The sequence below is a fragment of the Sediminicoccus sp. KRV36 genome (genome assembly GCF_023243115.1).
In the GTDB taxonomy this organism is placed as follows: domain Bacteria; phylum Pseudomonadota; class Alphaproteobacteria; order Acetobacterales; family Acetobacteraceae; genus Roseococcus.
This window is the reverse complement of sequence record NZ_CP085081.1, coordinates 869,205-885,144: the sequence shown is the minus strand read 5'-3', so window position 1 is coordinate 885,144 and position 15,940 is coordinate 869,205. Positions and strand designations below refer to the sequence as shown.

Sequence of the window (15,940 nt, the reverse complement as noted above, 5' to 3'; positions counted from 1 at the left end):
CTCCACTGGCGCTGTTTCGCGCCCTGCTGCTGGCAACCTGGCACGACCTGTCGGATATCCGGCTCGCGGAGCCGCTGCATGACCGCGCCAGCTTCCGCCGGTTCTCTGGCTTGGCCGCTCGGGCGAGACCTCCACGCCATAGAGCTCCAGCAGCCGGTCCAGGATGGCATCAGGAATATGAGGCTCTCTCCGTCGGGCCATGCGGGTTCGCCTTCTTTCCCATCATGACCGGACACACACGACATCCACGACACTCCCGCTGGCCAAGGCGGGAGTGCAGGTCAGGCTGGCCGCGATGGCTTATAATCTGCGCCGAAGCCTCGGTTTGCTGATGCCGAAAGCGGCGTCAACGACACCCGACATCCGTGCCTCGCGGGGCCATCGCCAAGGAAAAGCCGGGGACAGGAACGAGCAGCCGCTTGACCACGGCCCCGCCGCACACGCCGGACGCAACATCCACAAGGGACCGCGCCTGACACACATCCGCGCACAGGTCTCATGAGTTGAGGGCAAATCCAAATTTGACGTGTGGCCTATGCGTGTTCTTCTTGTGCCGGGATCGGAACAGCGCCGCCTCGGGACGCCCACCACTGTGCTGCTTTCGGCGAGCAGATCATCGAAATTGATCCGCAGGCCCCTGGTAGCCGCCATCAGCGCAGAGCTTGCGCGAGAACGGGAGCATGCCGAACAACGCCGCCATCACCAACACCCCGCCGTCGCGGTCCTGGATGCTCGCAGAATGGACCCCGCGTGCAGGTTCAGGCCCAGGGTGTTTACCAGCAGATGGTGCTTCTTTCCGTTGATCTTCTTGCCGACATCGTGGCCGTGTGGATCAATCGAGGCCCCCCCTTTTCCGGGCTCTTGAGGCTGCGGCTGTCGTTGATCGCGGCCGTAGGGCGTCCGGCGCAGTGCCCCGAACCCCGCCCAGCCTGTTCGCAGCATCGCACCTGCAGCGCGTGATGGACGCGCCCCAGCGCGCCGTCCCAGTCCCAGCGGTGGCCAGTCCCAGCGGCGGCTAGTCCCAGCGGTGGAAGTATTTGTGCAGCGTGCTGCGCGGCGGCAGGTCAAGGGGGATCGCCCGCCGCTGCTGAGAATGTTGAGCAGGCCCTGCACCACAGCGCGCTCATCCACCGTGCGTCTGTGCCTGCCACGCTTCGCCGGCGGGATCAGCGGCGCAATGAACGAGCAAGGCGCACCGGTCAGGTCGCTTGGGCAGCGCAGCTCTCTACGATTGTCGTGAGAGCGGTTCTCGGCGGTCCACATCTTCAGATCCTGCGAACCGGGTGGGACTGCAGCGGATCACAAGAGATTCCACAGATTTCATATCCTGGGAGACGGACACCGATCGTTGTGCCAAGGCAAAAATCATGTCTCGTCATAATTAAAAATCATGTAGGTCAGGAGGAATGGAATATAATTATAAATTTTCTCTATCTGCGAGAATTTAATCGTATATAAGGTTATTCACTCTTTAGAAAGCTAGCGAGTGATGGGTTGATGTCCGCTAAGTTCCGGCGTGGCGCGGCATCGCATCCGCCCAAGTTTGCCGTGGAGACGTTGGAACCGCGTGTGCTTCTGGCCGCGGATCTCCAGGTCGCGTCCGGCGGCGGCACCTCGCCATCCATGCCATCCGGGCCGGCGGCGAATGTCACGCAGCCCGGAACCACCCCCGCGGCCGCTTTGCTGGCCGCCCAACTGGCGCAGGCTTCCGCGCTGGCCGTGGTTGCCAATGACGGCTCGCAACGCGACCCCGGTGACGGCTCGGCCGGGCCGCTGGCCATCGGCGCCAGCGAAACCCTGACCGGCAGCGGCAGCTACCAGGGCGCCGTCGCCAATGCAGGCGTGGTGGAGGCCGGGCTGGTGACGCTCGGCAGCTACGCCCAGGCCAATGACGCCACGCTGAAGATCCAGATCGGTGGCCCGACGCCGGACGCCTCGGAGGGCTACGGCCAGGTCGCCGTCACCGGCAACGCCAACCTGGGCGGCAAGCTGGAACTCAGCCTGGCCGACGGTTTCCGCCCCACCGCGGGCCAGATCTACGACATCCTGACCTGGGGCCAGCGCACCGGCGCCTTTGCCTCCTATGGCGGGCTCTATCTGGGCCAGGGGCTGGTCGGGACGCCGGTCTACCAGGCCGACCGCCTGCAGATCCTGGTCGCCAGGCTGCCGGGGCTGACCGATTTCGCCGTGGCGCAGACCTCGGCCGCCCTGGCCGGGCTGGACCAGGCGCTGACCTGGATGAACACGCCGGCCGCGACCGGCAGCGTCACCCTCGATGCCAGCATGCAGGTGGCGGGGCTGCGCCTGACCGGCAGCATGGACCTCACCGTCGGCCGCAGCGGCAGCGACCCGACCCTGACCTTCGGCCTGCGCGACGTCGCGGCAAGCTGGGCCACGGGGTCCTTGACCGGCAGCCTGGGCGGTGTAGCCGGCAGCGTCAGCCTGGCCAGCGGCAGCTACGCGGTGGCGCTTGCCGGCACGGGCCAGCTCGGCTTCGCCGATGGCACGGCGCTGTCCGGCAATTTCGCCGTACAGGCCGGCAGCGGCCAGGCCGGAACCTTCGTGCTGGCCAGCAATGTCGAGGCCCGGCTGGGCGACCCTGGCCGTGGTGCGGCGCTGCGGCTCGGCAACGGCACCCTGGCCATGCTGCTGGAGGGCGATGGCTATGCCGTCTCGGCCAGCGGTGATGCGACGTTGCAGGGCCTGGCGGGCTCCAGCCTGGCCGGTGCCAGCTTGTCCGGGCCGCTGGGCTTCTCGGCCAATACGCTGGGCCGGGCCGTCAACACCACCGTCACGGTCGGCAGCTCCAGCAGCGCACTGAGCTTCGCCACCGGCGATGCGGTGCAGGGCTTCTCGGCGCGCGGCGCCAACCTGGTGCTGCCGGGCCTGGGCAGCCTGAGTGGCGACCTCGCCTTCTCCGCACGCAACAGCGTGGCCGGCGTCACCCAGGTGGCGGAGCTGCTGGTGGGTGGCCGCAACCTCACCGCCAGCCTTGTCTTCGGCGACCTGACGCTGGCGGCGACCAACGCCACCGCAGCACTGGCCATCACCACCCGCACGCCGGCGGCGGGCGGGGCGGGCCAGACCAATTTCGCCCTTCTCGCCACGGCCGACATCAGCGCGACCGTGGACAGCGCGGTCAGCTTCACCGGCACCCAGGTGACCATCCGGCTAAACAACGGCACGGCCGAGGTGTCCGCCCTGGTGCCCACCACCGGCGATGCCCTGGCCCTGGCGCTGCCGGCCAACACCGCCGAGCTCTTCGGGCAACTGGAGCTGAGCATCGCGGGCCTGGCCACCGCCAGCGGCCAGTTCCGCCTGGCGCTGGACACCGCGACGGTGATGCTGTCCGACGGCCGCACCGCGACAGTGCGCGAGCTGGCGATCACCGGCCGCAGCGCGTTGTTCGGCGCCATGGCCGGCGCGGCCAGCGCCAGGCTCTCCGGCGCCGATGTGGCGCTGGTCTATGCGCGGGAGACCGCGGGTGCGCGCAGCTGGGTGACGGCCAAGGTCGTCCCGGCCGAGCTGATGCTGGGCGATGTCCGCATCGGCGCCATCGGCAGCGCCGCGCTGTCGCTGAACAAGGCCGTGCTGGGCAGCGATCCCGCGGTGCTGGCCTGGACGACGCCCCGCAGCATCCCGCTGGAGGGCGCCGCAGAGCTGGTCTTCGACCAGCTGGTGGACAGCTACACGCTGCCCGTCCAGGGCGAGATGAACCTGGGCGGCGCAACGCTTTCCGGTGCGCTGAACCTGACGCTGAGCCAGACCGGCAGCGGCTGGAGCTGGCTGGTGGACGTGGCCGGGGCGCAGCTGACCCTGGCCGCCGGCGCGGCCTTCGTGCGGCTGGGCAATGCCAACGGGCAGCTACGGCTGAACAGCGACAAGACGCGCAGCGGCAGCCTGGCCGGCAGCTTCGCCATCGGCGGCCCGGCGGGGCTGGGGCTTGCCGGCGACGCCACCGCCAGCCTCGGCGCCGGTGGCGATTTCACCCTGGCGGGCACGGCAAGCCTGACGCTCGGCAGTTTCGGCACGGTCACCGGCAATGTCACGGTGCAGCGCGTCGTCGGCAGCAATGGCCCGCAGGTGCTGGTCGGTGCCAGCGGCGTCAGCGGCCGGTTCGGCGATGCCGCCAACGGCGTGGCGCTGCGCGACGCGACGCTGGGTCTTGTGCTGGCGCCCGATGCGCTAGGCCAGGCCGGCTACGCGCTGCTGGCCAGCGGCAGCGCCGCGCTGGATGGCTTCGGCGGCGGCTTCACCCTGGCCGGCGCCGCGCAGGTGCAGGCCAACACGCTGGGCCGCGCCGTCGATGTCACCATCCCCGTTGGCACGGGCCAAATACGCGTGCTGTTCGCCGACGAAACCGCGGTGCAGGCGGTGCAGCTGCTGGACACCGCGCTGAAGGTCGGTGATGCCGGCACCCTCACCGGCAACTTCCTCGTTGCCAGCAGCACGGATGCCAGGGGCACCACGCTGAGCATCGGCGCCGATTCGGTCGCCGGCAGCCTGCTGGTCGGCGGTGTCACCACGACGCTGACGGCTGGGTCCGGCGCGGTGCTGCTGCGCCAGGGTGCCGATGGCAGCACCCGCTATGCCGTCCAGCTGGATGCCGCCGTTGCGCTCGGCGGCGTCACCGGGCTGAGCGTGACCGCCACGCAGATGCGTGTGGGCCTGAACCGCATGGTCGGCGCGGTCGAGACCACGGTGGCGACCGCCGCGGGCAGCTATGCGGTCAGCCTGCTTGCGGGCCAGACGCGGGTCAGCGGCACGGCGCAGCTCGACATCGCCGGCCTGGTCAGCCTGAGCGGCGACGTCTTCATCGAAAGCACGCAGAACCAGGCCGTGACGCTCGTGGGGGCCGGCAGCACCACTCAGGTGGACCTGCTGACCATGGGCGGCACCGGGCTGTTGGTGAAGCTGCTCACCGACAATGATGCGCTGACCGCCGAACTGGACAATGCAAGCCTGGCGCTGGTGCTGGCGACCGAGCGCGGCGGCGCCGCGCGGCGCTGGCTGAGCGGCAGCGGCGCGGCGCTCGATGCCAGCTTCGCCGGCTATGCGCTGGACCCGAGTGCGACCATCGGGCTGAGCCTGAACCGGGCGCTGGCGACCATTGCCGACGCCGAGACCCTGGCGGCATCCTCCATCCCCGCCATCGATTGGTCCAAGGCGAGCCGGACGGTGGCCTTGAGCCAGACCGCCTCCGTCGTGTTCGACATGGCCGGCGGCCGCTTCGCCATGCCGGTCAGCGGCAGCATGGAACTGGCCGGGGCTTCGGTCTCCGGCAGCTTCGAGCTTCGGCTCAACCAGGACAGCCTGGGCGCGCGGACACTGGAGCTCGCGGCCAGCGCGGTCAGCCTCGGCTTCACGGCGGGCGACGCCAGGGTTGCGATCGAGAATGCCGCCGGCTCGCTCGTGCTCGGGCCGAATGGGCAGCGCAGCGGCAGCATCAGCGGCGCCGGCTCCATCACCGGCGTCACCGGGCTCGGCTTCAGTGGCGCGCTTTCGGCCGGCTTCGATGCCACCGGCGCCCTCTCCCTGGCCGGCAACGTGTCGCTGGGCATCGCCGATTATGGCGAGCTGAGCGGCGGCTTCTCGGTGGTGAAATCCCCGGCCGTGACGGCGGTGCCGGTGGAAAGCCTGAACCTCGCGACGCTTGGCGCGACCGGACAGGTCTCCGAAGCCATCGCCGGGGGCGTGCAGACCGATACCGTGCTGCTGCTGCGGGTCAGCGACGCCAAGGGGCAGCTGGCGCGGGAAGGCGTGCACGGCTTCTCCTTCGGTGGGCAGACCGCGACCGCCACCTCGCTCGACAGCCGCGGCACTCCGCTCTCGGATGACGCATTCGCCGCCAATATTCAGCTGGCGCTGGAAAGCCTGCGCGGCATCGGCACCGGCAATGTCCAGGTGGCCGGCACCCGCGCGGCGGGCTTCAGCATCACCTTCGTCGGCGCCCTGGCCGGACAGGCCGTGGTGCCGGGCGCGGCGGGCCTCGGCTATACCCAGCCGCCCGATGCGCCGGACCAGTCCGAATGGGGCGTGATCCGCCAGGTTCAGGGCCCCACGGCCGCGATCAATGAACGGCAGGCGCTGACCATTCCGCCCGGTGCCGGCAGCTTCACGCTCAGCCTGGGCAGCGTCACCACCGATGCCATCGCGGTGCTGCCGCGCACCACGGCCGTCAGCGAACGCCAGGTGGTCACGCTGGTCGGCGACCCGAACCTTGCCGGGCAGTTCCAGCTTTCGCTCGGTGGCCAGACCACGGGGAAGATCCGCTTCGGCACCGGGCCGGTCGCGATCGCCAAGGCGATGGAGGCCGCGCTCACGAAGCTTGTCGGCGACGGCAATGTGCGCGTCACCTACGAAACCGCCTTCGCCGGCAACAACACGATCAGATACGTGGTGGAGTTCCGCGGCACGCTGGCCGGCCAGGATGTGCCGCTGCTCAGCGGCAGCACCACGCTCTCCGGCCTCAGCATCAGTGTGGCAACCACCCGGCAGGGTTCGGCCGGCTTCAGCGTGCAGGACCAGGCGGCGCGCATCCAGTCGGCGTTGGAGGCGAAGCTCGGCGCGGGGAACGTGACCGTCGGCTATGACGCGGCAGGCAATCGCTACATCCTGGACTTCGCGGGCAGCCAGGGCGGACAGGACCAGCCGCAGCTGGTCGCCTCCGGCGGCGTGGTCACGGTCGACACTTTGCGCCAGGGCCGTGCGGCCAGCGGCGCGGTGCAGAGCGTTGACCTGTATGACAACCAGCGCCAGGGCAGCTTCACCCTCTCGCTCGAATTCGGCGGGGCGCGCTTCACCACGGCCGACATCGCCTTCGACGCCAGCGCGGCAGCGGTGCGGCTGGCGCTGCTGGGCGCCACCAGCGCGGCCGGCGGCACGCTGGCGGCGCGCGGCGTGGACCCCACGGTGGCGCTGCTGCCCGCTTCGGGCGGCACACATGTCTGGCAGGTGACCTTCGGCGGCACCGCCAGCGGCACCGATGTGCCGGTGATGAACGGGCTGATCACCAGTGTGGTGACGCCGCCCGACGCGTCGCTCGGCCTGGTCACCGCCGGGGCCACCACCTCCGAAGTGCAGCGCCTGACCTTGACCGGCGGCGGGGCGTTCCGCCTCTCGCTTGGCGACGACATCACGCAGACCGCGACGCTCCGCGCCGGTGCGGGTGCCACGGAGGTCGCCGCGGCACTCGCAGCACTGCCGGGCCTCGGCGCCGGCACGGTGGCGGTGAGCGAGGTGGCCGCCGGCGTGTTCGACATCAGCTTCATCGGCGCCCTGGCCGGCCAGGCGGTCGGCAGCGTCGTCGCCAGCACAGTGCAGACCATCTCCCTGCTGCTGCCCGATGGCCGCGCACCCGATACGGTGTCGCTGCGCCTGGGCGGCGATGGCACCTGGACGGTGCCGTTGAACGTGGCCGACCGCAGCCAGGACCAGATCGCCGCCAACCTGGCCAGTCTGATCGGCCTCTTGCCGGGCATCGGCTTCGGCCAGGGCAATGTCGAGGTCACGGCCCGCGCCGGCGCGCCCTGGAGCTTCGACGTCGTCTTCATCAATGCCCTGCTTGGCGCCGACCCAGGGCAGCTCGCGGTGGCGGCGTCGCGCAGCGATGTGGTGCAGCAGGCGCGCATCCTGATCGGCGCCTCGGGCGTCAGCGGCACGCTGGGCGGCGCGGGGGCGGGGCTGAACCTGGCCGGTGGCAGCCTGGCGCTGGTGATGCAGGACAATGCCGCCGGTGTCGCGGGCTATGCCATGCAGGCGGCGGGCAGCGTGCGGCTTACCGGCTTCGAGGGGCAGGTCAGCCTCTCGGCGACCGCGAGCCTGGCGATCAACACGCTCGGCGAAGCCGTGGCGGTGCTGGTGCCGACCGGGGTGGCGACACCCGCGATCAGCCTCGCCTTCGCCGATGGCACGGACCGGCGCGAGGTGACGATCGCGCAGGGCGACATCACGGTGGCGGGTCTCGGCACGCTCAGCGGCGCGCTGAAGCTGGTCAGCACCTCCAGCCTCGTCAACGGCAATCTGATGGATGAGCTGGGCATCGGCCTCGACGCGGCCCGTGGCACGCTGACCCTGGGCGGGCTGGGCGCCACGCTCAGCGACGGGCGGGGCGCGCTGCTGCTGCGGACGCAGACCAGCAGCGACGGCGTGGTCACGCGCGGCTACGCCGTGCAGGCCGATGGCTCGGTCGGCGTGACCGGCGCCGAGGCCGTGACGCTGAGCGGGGCCGATCTGCGCATCGGCTTCAACCGCTGGGGCTCCGCGCTGACGGCGCAGGTGGCAACAGCCACGGGCGACTACGCCGTCAGGCTGCTCGACAACGAGACCCGGCTGAGCGGGACGATCCACGCCGAGCTCGCCGGTATCCTGACGCTCGATGGCCAGCTCTCCATCGAAGGCCGCAACAGCCAGGTCGCGATGCTGGCCGATGGCAGCCAGGTGCAGGCCAGCCAGCTGGTGATTTCGGGCGCCAATGTCGGCGGCAGTCTGCTGGCCGGCGGCAACGGGCTGGATGTGGCACTCGGTGGCATGGACATCGCGCTGGTGCTGAGCACCGAGGCGCTGCCCGATGGCACGAAGGGTCGGCGCTGGCTGTCCTCCCTCGCGCAGCTCGGCAGCGCCAGCATCGCCGGTTATGCGCTGGAGAACCTGCAAAGCGCGCAGCTGCAGATCAACCGCGCGCTGGATCAGGCGACCGGCGCGCTCGCCGATGCAAGCGCGCAGGTGCTCAGCTTCGCCGGCACTGCGTCGCAGAGCGTGGCGCTCGACGCCACGCGGTCGCTCACACTCGCCATGGCGGGCGCCAGCTTCGCCATTCCGGTCAGCGGCAGCCTGCAACTCGGCCCGGCCCGGCTGGCTGGCGATTTCGAGCTGGCGCTGGCGGGGACCGCAGGCAACCGCAGCTGGACCATCACCGCCAGCGATGCGCGCCTGGCACTGGAAGCCGGGCCGGCCTCGGTCGGCATCACCGGGGCGGCCGGCACGCTGGTGCTGGGTGCCAATGGCGCGCGCAGCGGCAGCCTGAGCGGTGCTGCGGCCATCTCCGGCCTCGGCGACCTGTCGTTGGACGGCCGCTTCACCGCCGCTTTCGGCACCGATGGCACCATCGGCTTCAGCGGCACCGGCGTGGCGCTCGGCGTGGCCGGCTTCGGCACGCTGACCGGCGACATCGCCGCCAGCCGGGGCGCCGATGGCAGCATCCTGCTCGGCGCGGCCAATGTAGGCGCCCGCTTCGGCGACCCGGGCGCCGGGCTTGGCGTCAGCGGTGCCAGCCTCGGTCTCTATGTGACGGCGGCGAGCGAAAGCCGCGCCGGATATGCGCTGGTCGCGACCGGCAACGCCAATCTGAACGGCTTCGGCGCGGTCACGCTTTCGGCCCAGGCCACGGTGCGCATCAACACGCTGGGCCATGCGGTGAATATGGCGGCGATGGGTGTCGCCATCAGCTTCGCCGATGGCGCGGCGGTGCAGGAAGTCAGCATCGCCAGCGGCAGCCTGACGGTCGGTGCCATCGGCACGCTGACCGGCGCGCTCGCGGTGAAGGCGGTGACCGAAGGCGCGGTCACCAGCTTGCAGATCGGCGTGGATGCCGCCTCCGGCACGCTCACGCTGGGCGGGTTGGGCGCAAGCCTGACCGGCGGCCGCGGCGCGGTGCTGCTGCGCAAGGACGCTGCGGGCAGCGGCTACGCCTTGCAGGCGGAAGGTGCGGTCACGCTCTCGGGCGCCGACGCCGTCTCGCTCAGCCTGACCAACTTCCAGATCGCCTACAACGCACTCGGCCAGGCGGTGGCGCCGACGCAGGTGAAGACCGGCCTTGGCAGCTACACGGTGGCCCTGCTGGCCGGCGAGCAACGCATGCGCGGCCATGCCGATGTCGTCGTCAGCAACGTGCTCACGCTCAGCGGCGACGTCTTCCTGGAGAATTCGACCAACCAGGCTGTCGCCCTGGCCGGTGGCGGCAGCGCGCAGGTGGACCAGCTGCTGATCGGCGGCACCGGCCTGACGGCCAATATCGGCAGCGGCGATGCCAGCGCGGCCCTGGCTGACCTCGATCTGGCGCTCGTGCTCAGCACCGAGCGCCCGGGCGGCAGCGGGCGGAAATGGCTGACCGGCACCGGCAGCTTCGAGAGCGGCAGCATCGCCGGCTATGCGCTGGACCAGCTGGGCAGCAGCGCGCTCTCGCTGAACCGTGTCATCAGCACCGCGGGCCTGGTGGACAGCGCCCAGGTGGTGAATTGGAGCGGCGCCGCCAGGGCGGTGACCCTCGCGCCGGGCCAAGTGGTGCAACTGGATCAAGCGGTGCAGGGCTTCAGCATCGCGCTCGATGGTGCGGTGCAGGTCGGCGCGGCGCGGCTTGCCGGCGCGCTGACGCTGGCGCAGGTGCCGGCCAGCGGCGGGATCGCTTGGCAGGTGACGGCCACCGATGTCGCGGTCTCGGTGCAGAGCGGCGGCACCAGCCTGGGCCTGGCGAATGGCAGCGGCACGCTGCAACTCGGCCCCAATCAGGCCCGCAGCGGCAGCATCAGCGGCGCGGCCTTCCTCAGCGGCGTGCCCGCCCTCTCGCTCAGCGGCAGCCTGACCGCCCGCTTCGATGCCGCTGGCGGCATGGGCTTCTCCGGCAATGCCAGCCTGGCCGTGGCTGATATCGGCCGGTTGAGCGGCAGCTTCAGTATTGTGGGCGAGCCCGGGGCCGATGGCCGCATCCTGGTCGGCGCCAGCGGCCTGACGGCAACGCTGGGCGATGGCGACGCCGGCGTGGCCCTGGCCAATGGCAGCCTGGGGCTTCTGCTGGGCCAGGCCGGCTATGCGCTGCAAGCCTCGGGCGATGCCGCGCTGTATGGCTTCGGCACCGATGTCACGCTCAGCGCCACCGCCTCTGTGCGCATCAACACGCTGGGCAGCGCGGTCACGCAGCAGATCGCCACCGGGGCAGCGCCCGTCACGCTCGCTTTCGCCGATGGCACGCGGCGGAGTGAGGTCGCGGTTGACAGCGGCACGCTCTCCGTCGCTGGCATCGGCGCGGTGGCCGGGCGTCTGAAGCTGGCCAGCACCAGCACGACCGAGGGGACGACGCAGGTCAGCGAGCTTCGGATCGGGCTCGACAGCCTGGCCGGCACGCTGACCCTGGGTGGCGTCGGCGCGGCGCTCTCGGCTGGCGAGGGCGCGGTGGTGCTGCGGCGGGAAGCCCCGGCCGGTGGCGCCGCGACCACACGCTATGCGTTGCTGGCGGAAGGCGCCGTCGGGTTGACCGGCGTGGATGGCGTGACCCTCGACGCGCCGAGGTTGCAGATCGCGGTCAACCGCTGGGGCTCGGCCTATGCGACGACGGTGCAGGGCATCGGCCGCAGCTTCGCCCTGAACCTGGTAGACAACGAGACCCGGCTCCAGGGGCAGATGCGCGTCGCCGTGGCCGGCGCGATCAGCCTGGATGGCGACATCTTCCTCGAAAGCCGCAGCAACCAGACGGTGGCGCTGGCCGGTGGCGGCAGCGTCCTCGTCAACCAGCTGGTCTTCGGCGGGGCCGGCGTGGCCGCCACGCTCGGCGATGCGGGTGTCGGCGCAAGCCTCAGCGATGTCGGCATCGGGCTGGTGATGAGCTCCGAGGCCGGCGGCACGCGCCGCTGGCTGACCGCCGGGGGCAGCGTCGGTGGTGCGACCGTGGCCGGCTATGCGCTGACCGCCCCGGATGGCGCGGCGCTGGTGCTGAACCGCGTCATGGGTGTCGCCGGCGATGCCTTCGCCGGCATCGGCCCCGTGCTGGACTTCTCGGCGGCACCGATCGTGCTCGATCTCGGCGGTGGCCTCTCCGCGCGGCTGGCGTCCAGCGAGGCCGCCTTCGCGCTGAATGTCGATGGCGCGATGCAGTTCGGCCCGGCGGCGCTGGCGGGCAGCTTCACGGTGGCCTTGCAGCAGGCGGCCGGCGGCGCGCGCAGCTGGCAGGTCACGGCCTCCGATGCCTCGGTCTCGCTCAGCGCCGGCGCGGCGCGGGTCGGCATCGCGCAGATCACCGGGGGGCTCACGCTCGGTGCCAATGGCCAGCGCGCGGGCGCCTTCAGCGGCGTCGGCTCGGTCAGCGGCGTGGATGGGCTCAGCCTGACCCGGGGCAACTTCACCACCAGCTTCGACAGCGCCGGCAACCTGCAACTGGCAGGCGCGGTGGACCTGACCGTGGCCGGCACCGCGACGCTGAGCGGCCAGTTCGGCATTACCCGCAGCGTCGTCCCCACCGTCCTGGCCGAGGTGGTCACGCGCAGCGACGGCTCTGCCGGCGGCGGCAGCCTCACCGAGGTCACCGCCGGCGGCGTGGCGACGAACACGGTGCTGCTGCTGAACGCCATCAGCGCCGATGGCACGCGCTTCCGCGAGGGCAGCTACGGCTTCGCCTACAACGGCGCCAGCGCCACGGTCGGCACGCTTGATGCGCAAGGCGTGGCGCTCAGCGACGCGGCCCTCTCGGCGCGGCTGCAAGCCGGGCTGCAACTGCTGTTCGGCACCGGCAATGTCCTGGTCGGCGGCGGCCGTGCCGAGGGCTTCTCCATCACCTTCGCCGGTGCGCTCACGGGCCAGCCGGTGACGGGCCTGGCGATGACGCCGCCGGCAGAGCTGGCGGCGGGCGATGGCTGGAGCCAGTCCGGCGTGGCGAGCCAGGCGGCGCCGGGGATCGGCGCCACGCATCTGCTGGACACCTACCCGCCCGGCGCGGTCGGCAGCTTCACCCTTGCCTTCGACTACCAGGCCAAGACCAACACGCGGCTGCAACTTTCGGCCGCCGGCGCCGGCGGCGACTTCCGCGAAGGGGTCTATGGCTTCACCCGCGGCGGCACCACCACCACGGCCAGTTCGCGTGATGCCGCCGGCACGGCGCTGAGCGATGCCGCCTTCGCCGCCAATATCGCCACCGCCCTGGCTGCGCACTACGGCGCCGGCAATGTGCAGGTCAGCGGCAGCCGCGCGGCCGGCTTCGGCATCGAGTTCACCGGCACGCTGGCCGGCACCGAGGTGGCGCTGGGAGGCACCGGCCTGACACTGACGCCGCCGGCCGACCCCTCCGCCGGCCTGGCCGGCACCGGCGTCTCCAGCGTGGAACGCCAGGCCTCGGCCACCGTGCTCGCTACCAGCTATGACCTGCTGATCCAGCGCCCCGAAGGCGCCTCGCGCAACCTGAACAACTTCACCTTCAGCTTTGCCGATGGCACGCGGGACGTGCAGGTGAAGTTCGTCGATATCCAGGTGACCCAGCCGGCGCAGATCAAAACCGCGCTGGAGAAGCTGGTCGGCAAGGGCAAGGTCACCGTCACCGCCGACCTGTCCTCGCCGATGCGGGCGCAGCGCTACACCATCACCTTCGCCGATGGCGCGCTGCAGCAGGGCGCCTTGCAGCTGCGCAACACCGGCCTGCCGGAGGTGACCTATACGCTGGCGCCGCGCGTGGCCTCGGGCACGCCGAGCACGACCGGCGCGGTGCATCTGGTGCAGCAATTCCCGGCGGCCGCGCAGGGCAGTTTCACGCTGGCGGTGCAGGTTGCCGGCAGCATCTTCACCACCGGCGCCATCAGCCTGCACGCCAGCGATGCCGCGGTGCAGGCGGCGCTGCTGGCGGCCCAGACGCCCTTAAACGGCACGCCCGGGGGCAGCACGCTCGGCGGCAGCGGCGCGACGGTCACGGTGGCGACTGATGCCGCGCTCGGCGCCTGGCGCATCAGCTTCGGTGGCGCCGCGCTGGGCCAGGTGATCCCCGCCATGACGGGCGTGGTCACGCCGCTACTGGCGCCACCCGCGCAACTGAGCCTTCTCGCCTCCGGCAGCAGCCTCGGCGCCGGGACCTACACCACCGCGCCGATCAGCCTGCAGGCCACGCCGGACGCGGTGCGGGCCGCGCTGCTCGCCGCGACGGGGCCGAACGGCCATGCCTTCGCCAGCACAGGCGCCAGCATTGCCGTGACGCTCGACAGCACGCTGGGCGCGTGGCGCGTGGCATTCGGCGGTGCGGCGCTCGGGCAGGCCATCCCGGCGATGCAGGTCACCACCAGCATCAGCCCCGCCCCGGCTGCGACGCTGACCATCGTCTCGGCCGGCGCCACCTCCTCGGCGGTGCAGCACCTGGCCTTGCAGCCGGGCACCGGCAGCTTCGCGCTGGCCTTCCAGGGCCGCGTCACGGCGCCGCTGCAGGCCGAAGGGCTGACGGCGACGGCGATCCAGGCGGCGCTGGAAGCGATCGCGGGCAGTGGCAATCTGCGCGTCACCAAGGCCGGCGGCGGGTGGGATATCGCCTATCAGGGCGCGTTGGCCGGGCAGGTGGTGCCGCTGGCGCAGGTGGCCGGGCTGCGCAGCCTGGACCTGGTGCTGGCCGATGGCGCCCAGGCGGATAGCGTGCGCGTCAAGGCCACGGGCGCGGCCGACTGGGCCGCCACCGCCACGCTGACCGGCCTGACCGGCGCGCAGCAGCAGCAGGCGCTGACCCGCGCCTTCGAGGCCGTGTACGGCCGGGGCAACGTCACCGTGCTGGCGGTGGAAGGCCAGAGTGGCCAATACCTGCTGCTCGGCGCCGGCAGCCTGGCCGGCAGCAGCCTCGCCGCCACCACGCTCGGGCTGTCGCGCGCGGTGGCACAGCCGCCGGGCTACCTGCTGATCGGCGCCGCCGATGCCGGCGTGACCTTCGGCAGCGCCAGCGCCGGCCTCGTGCTCAGCAACGTCTCGCTCGGCCTGGTGCTGACCGAGGGCGACGCGGGCACCGGCTATGCGCTGCTGGCCAACGGCACGGCCGGCCTGGTCGGCATGAATGGCGCGGTGGCGCTGAACGCGGCCGGCGCGCTGCGGATCAACACGCTGGGCCAGGCGGTGAACCAGACGGTCCGCACCGGGCTGACCACGCCGGACCAGCTGGTGGCCTTCACCACCGCCGACCAGCTGAACGACGTCAGCATCACCCAGGGCACGGTGCAGGTCGCCAACCTCGGCAGCCTGACCGGGGGCCTGCGCGTCATCTCCAGCACCTCGGTCGAGGCGGGGGTCCGCACCACCGACATCGCCATCGGCCTCCAGGGCATGAGCGCCGCCCTGACCCTCGGCGGGGTCGGCGCCACGCTGGGCCAGGGCCAGGGCGGGATCGTGCTGCGGATGCAGCAGGCGACCGATGGCAGCGGTGCGGTCACCAGCGGCTATGCGGTAGCAGCCGATGGCAATGTGGCGCTGACCGGGGTTTCCGGCCTGACACTGACCGCCGACCGGCTGCAACTCGCGTGGAATCGCTGGGGCTCCGCGCTGGATACCAGCGTCGCCACCGGCAGCGGCAGCTACGCCCTGCGCCTGGCGGATCAGGAGTCGCGGCTGCGCGGCAACATGCACCTCGCGGTCGGCAGCGTATTGGATGTCCGGGGCGAGCTGTTCCTGGAAAGCCGGACCGGCCAATCGGTGAGCCTCGCCGGTGGCGGCAGCGTCGCGGTCAACCAGCTGGTCTTCGGCGGCGCCGGGCTGGCCGCCACGCTGGGCGATGCCGCGGTCGGCGCCACGCTGGAGCTGGCCGATCTCGGCCTGGTGCTGAGCAGCGAGGCCGGCGGCAGCGGCCGGCGCTGGCTCTCCGCGCTGGGTGACCTCTCGGGGCTTACGGTGCAGGGCTACAGCGTCGGCAGCCTGCTGGGCTCGCGGCTGGAGATCAACCGCGCGCTCGGCACCGCGGGCGATGCGCTGGCCAATGCCGGCGCGGCGCTGGACTGGAGCGGCGCGCCACTGGCCATCGCGGTCGGCACCGCCGCGCCGCTCTCGATCGGCTTCAACGCGGCAACGCTGCGCGTGGCGCTCTCCGGCAGCCTGGATTTCGGGTCGGTCAGCCTCGGCGGCGACCTTGATATCGCGCTCACCCAGGCCGGCACCGCGCGCAGCTGGACCATCGCGGTCAGCAACGGCCTGGCCAGCGTGGCGGCCGAGGGGGCCGAGGTCAGGC

General features: G+C 71.5%; 2 protein-coding genes and 1 pseudogene (1 of these 3 running past the window's edge). 2 read left to right on the top strand and 1 reads right to left on the bottom strand.

The window, feature by feature from the left end:
• Positions 1-5 precede the first annotated feature (5 nt).
• Positions 6-332: a transposase gene (locus tag LHU95_RS03855; RefSeq protein WP_349292686.1), complete on the top strand. Its 327-nt coding sequence runs from the start codon at positions 6-8 to the stop codon at positions 330-332.
• A 299-nt stretch (positions 333-631) separates the two neighbouring features.
• On the opposite strand, the pseudogene LHU95_RS03850 reads toward LHU95_RS03855, so the two are convergent.
• A pseudogene (locus tag LHU95_RS03850) lies at positions 632-1,263 on the bottom strand (transposase); the annotation flags it as partial.
• Between the two features lie 234 nt (positions 1,264-1,497).
• On the opposite strand from LHU95_RS03850, the gene LHU95_RS03845 reads away from it, so the two are divergent.
• Positions 1,498-15,940, top strand: partial view of an Ig-like domain-containing protein gene (locus tag LHU95_RS03845; protein ID WP_248710063.1) — the 5' end (the start) only. The gene runs 39,086 nt beyond the window's last position; the window shows 14,443 of its 53,529 coding nt (coding positions 1-14,443); it begins with the start codon at positions 1,498-1,500; the stop codon falls past the right edge of the window.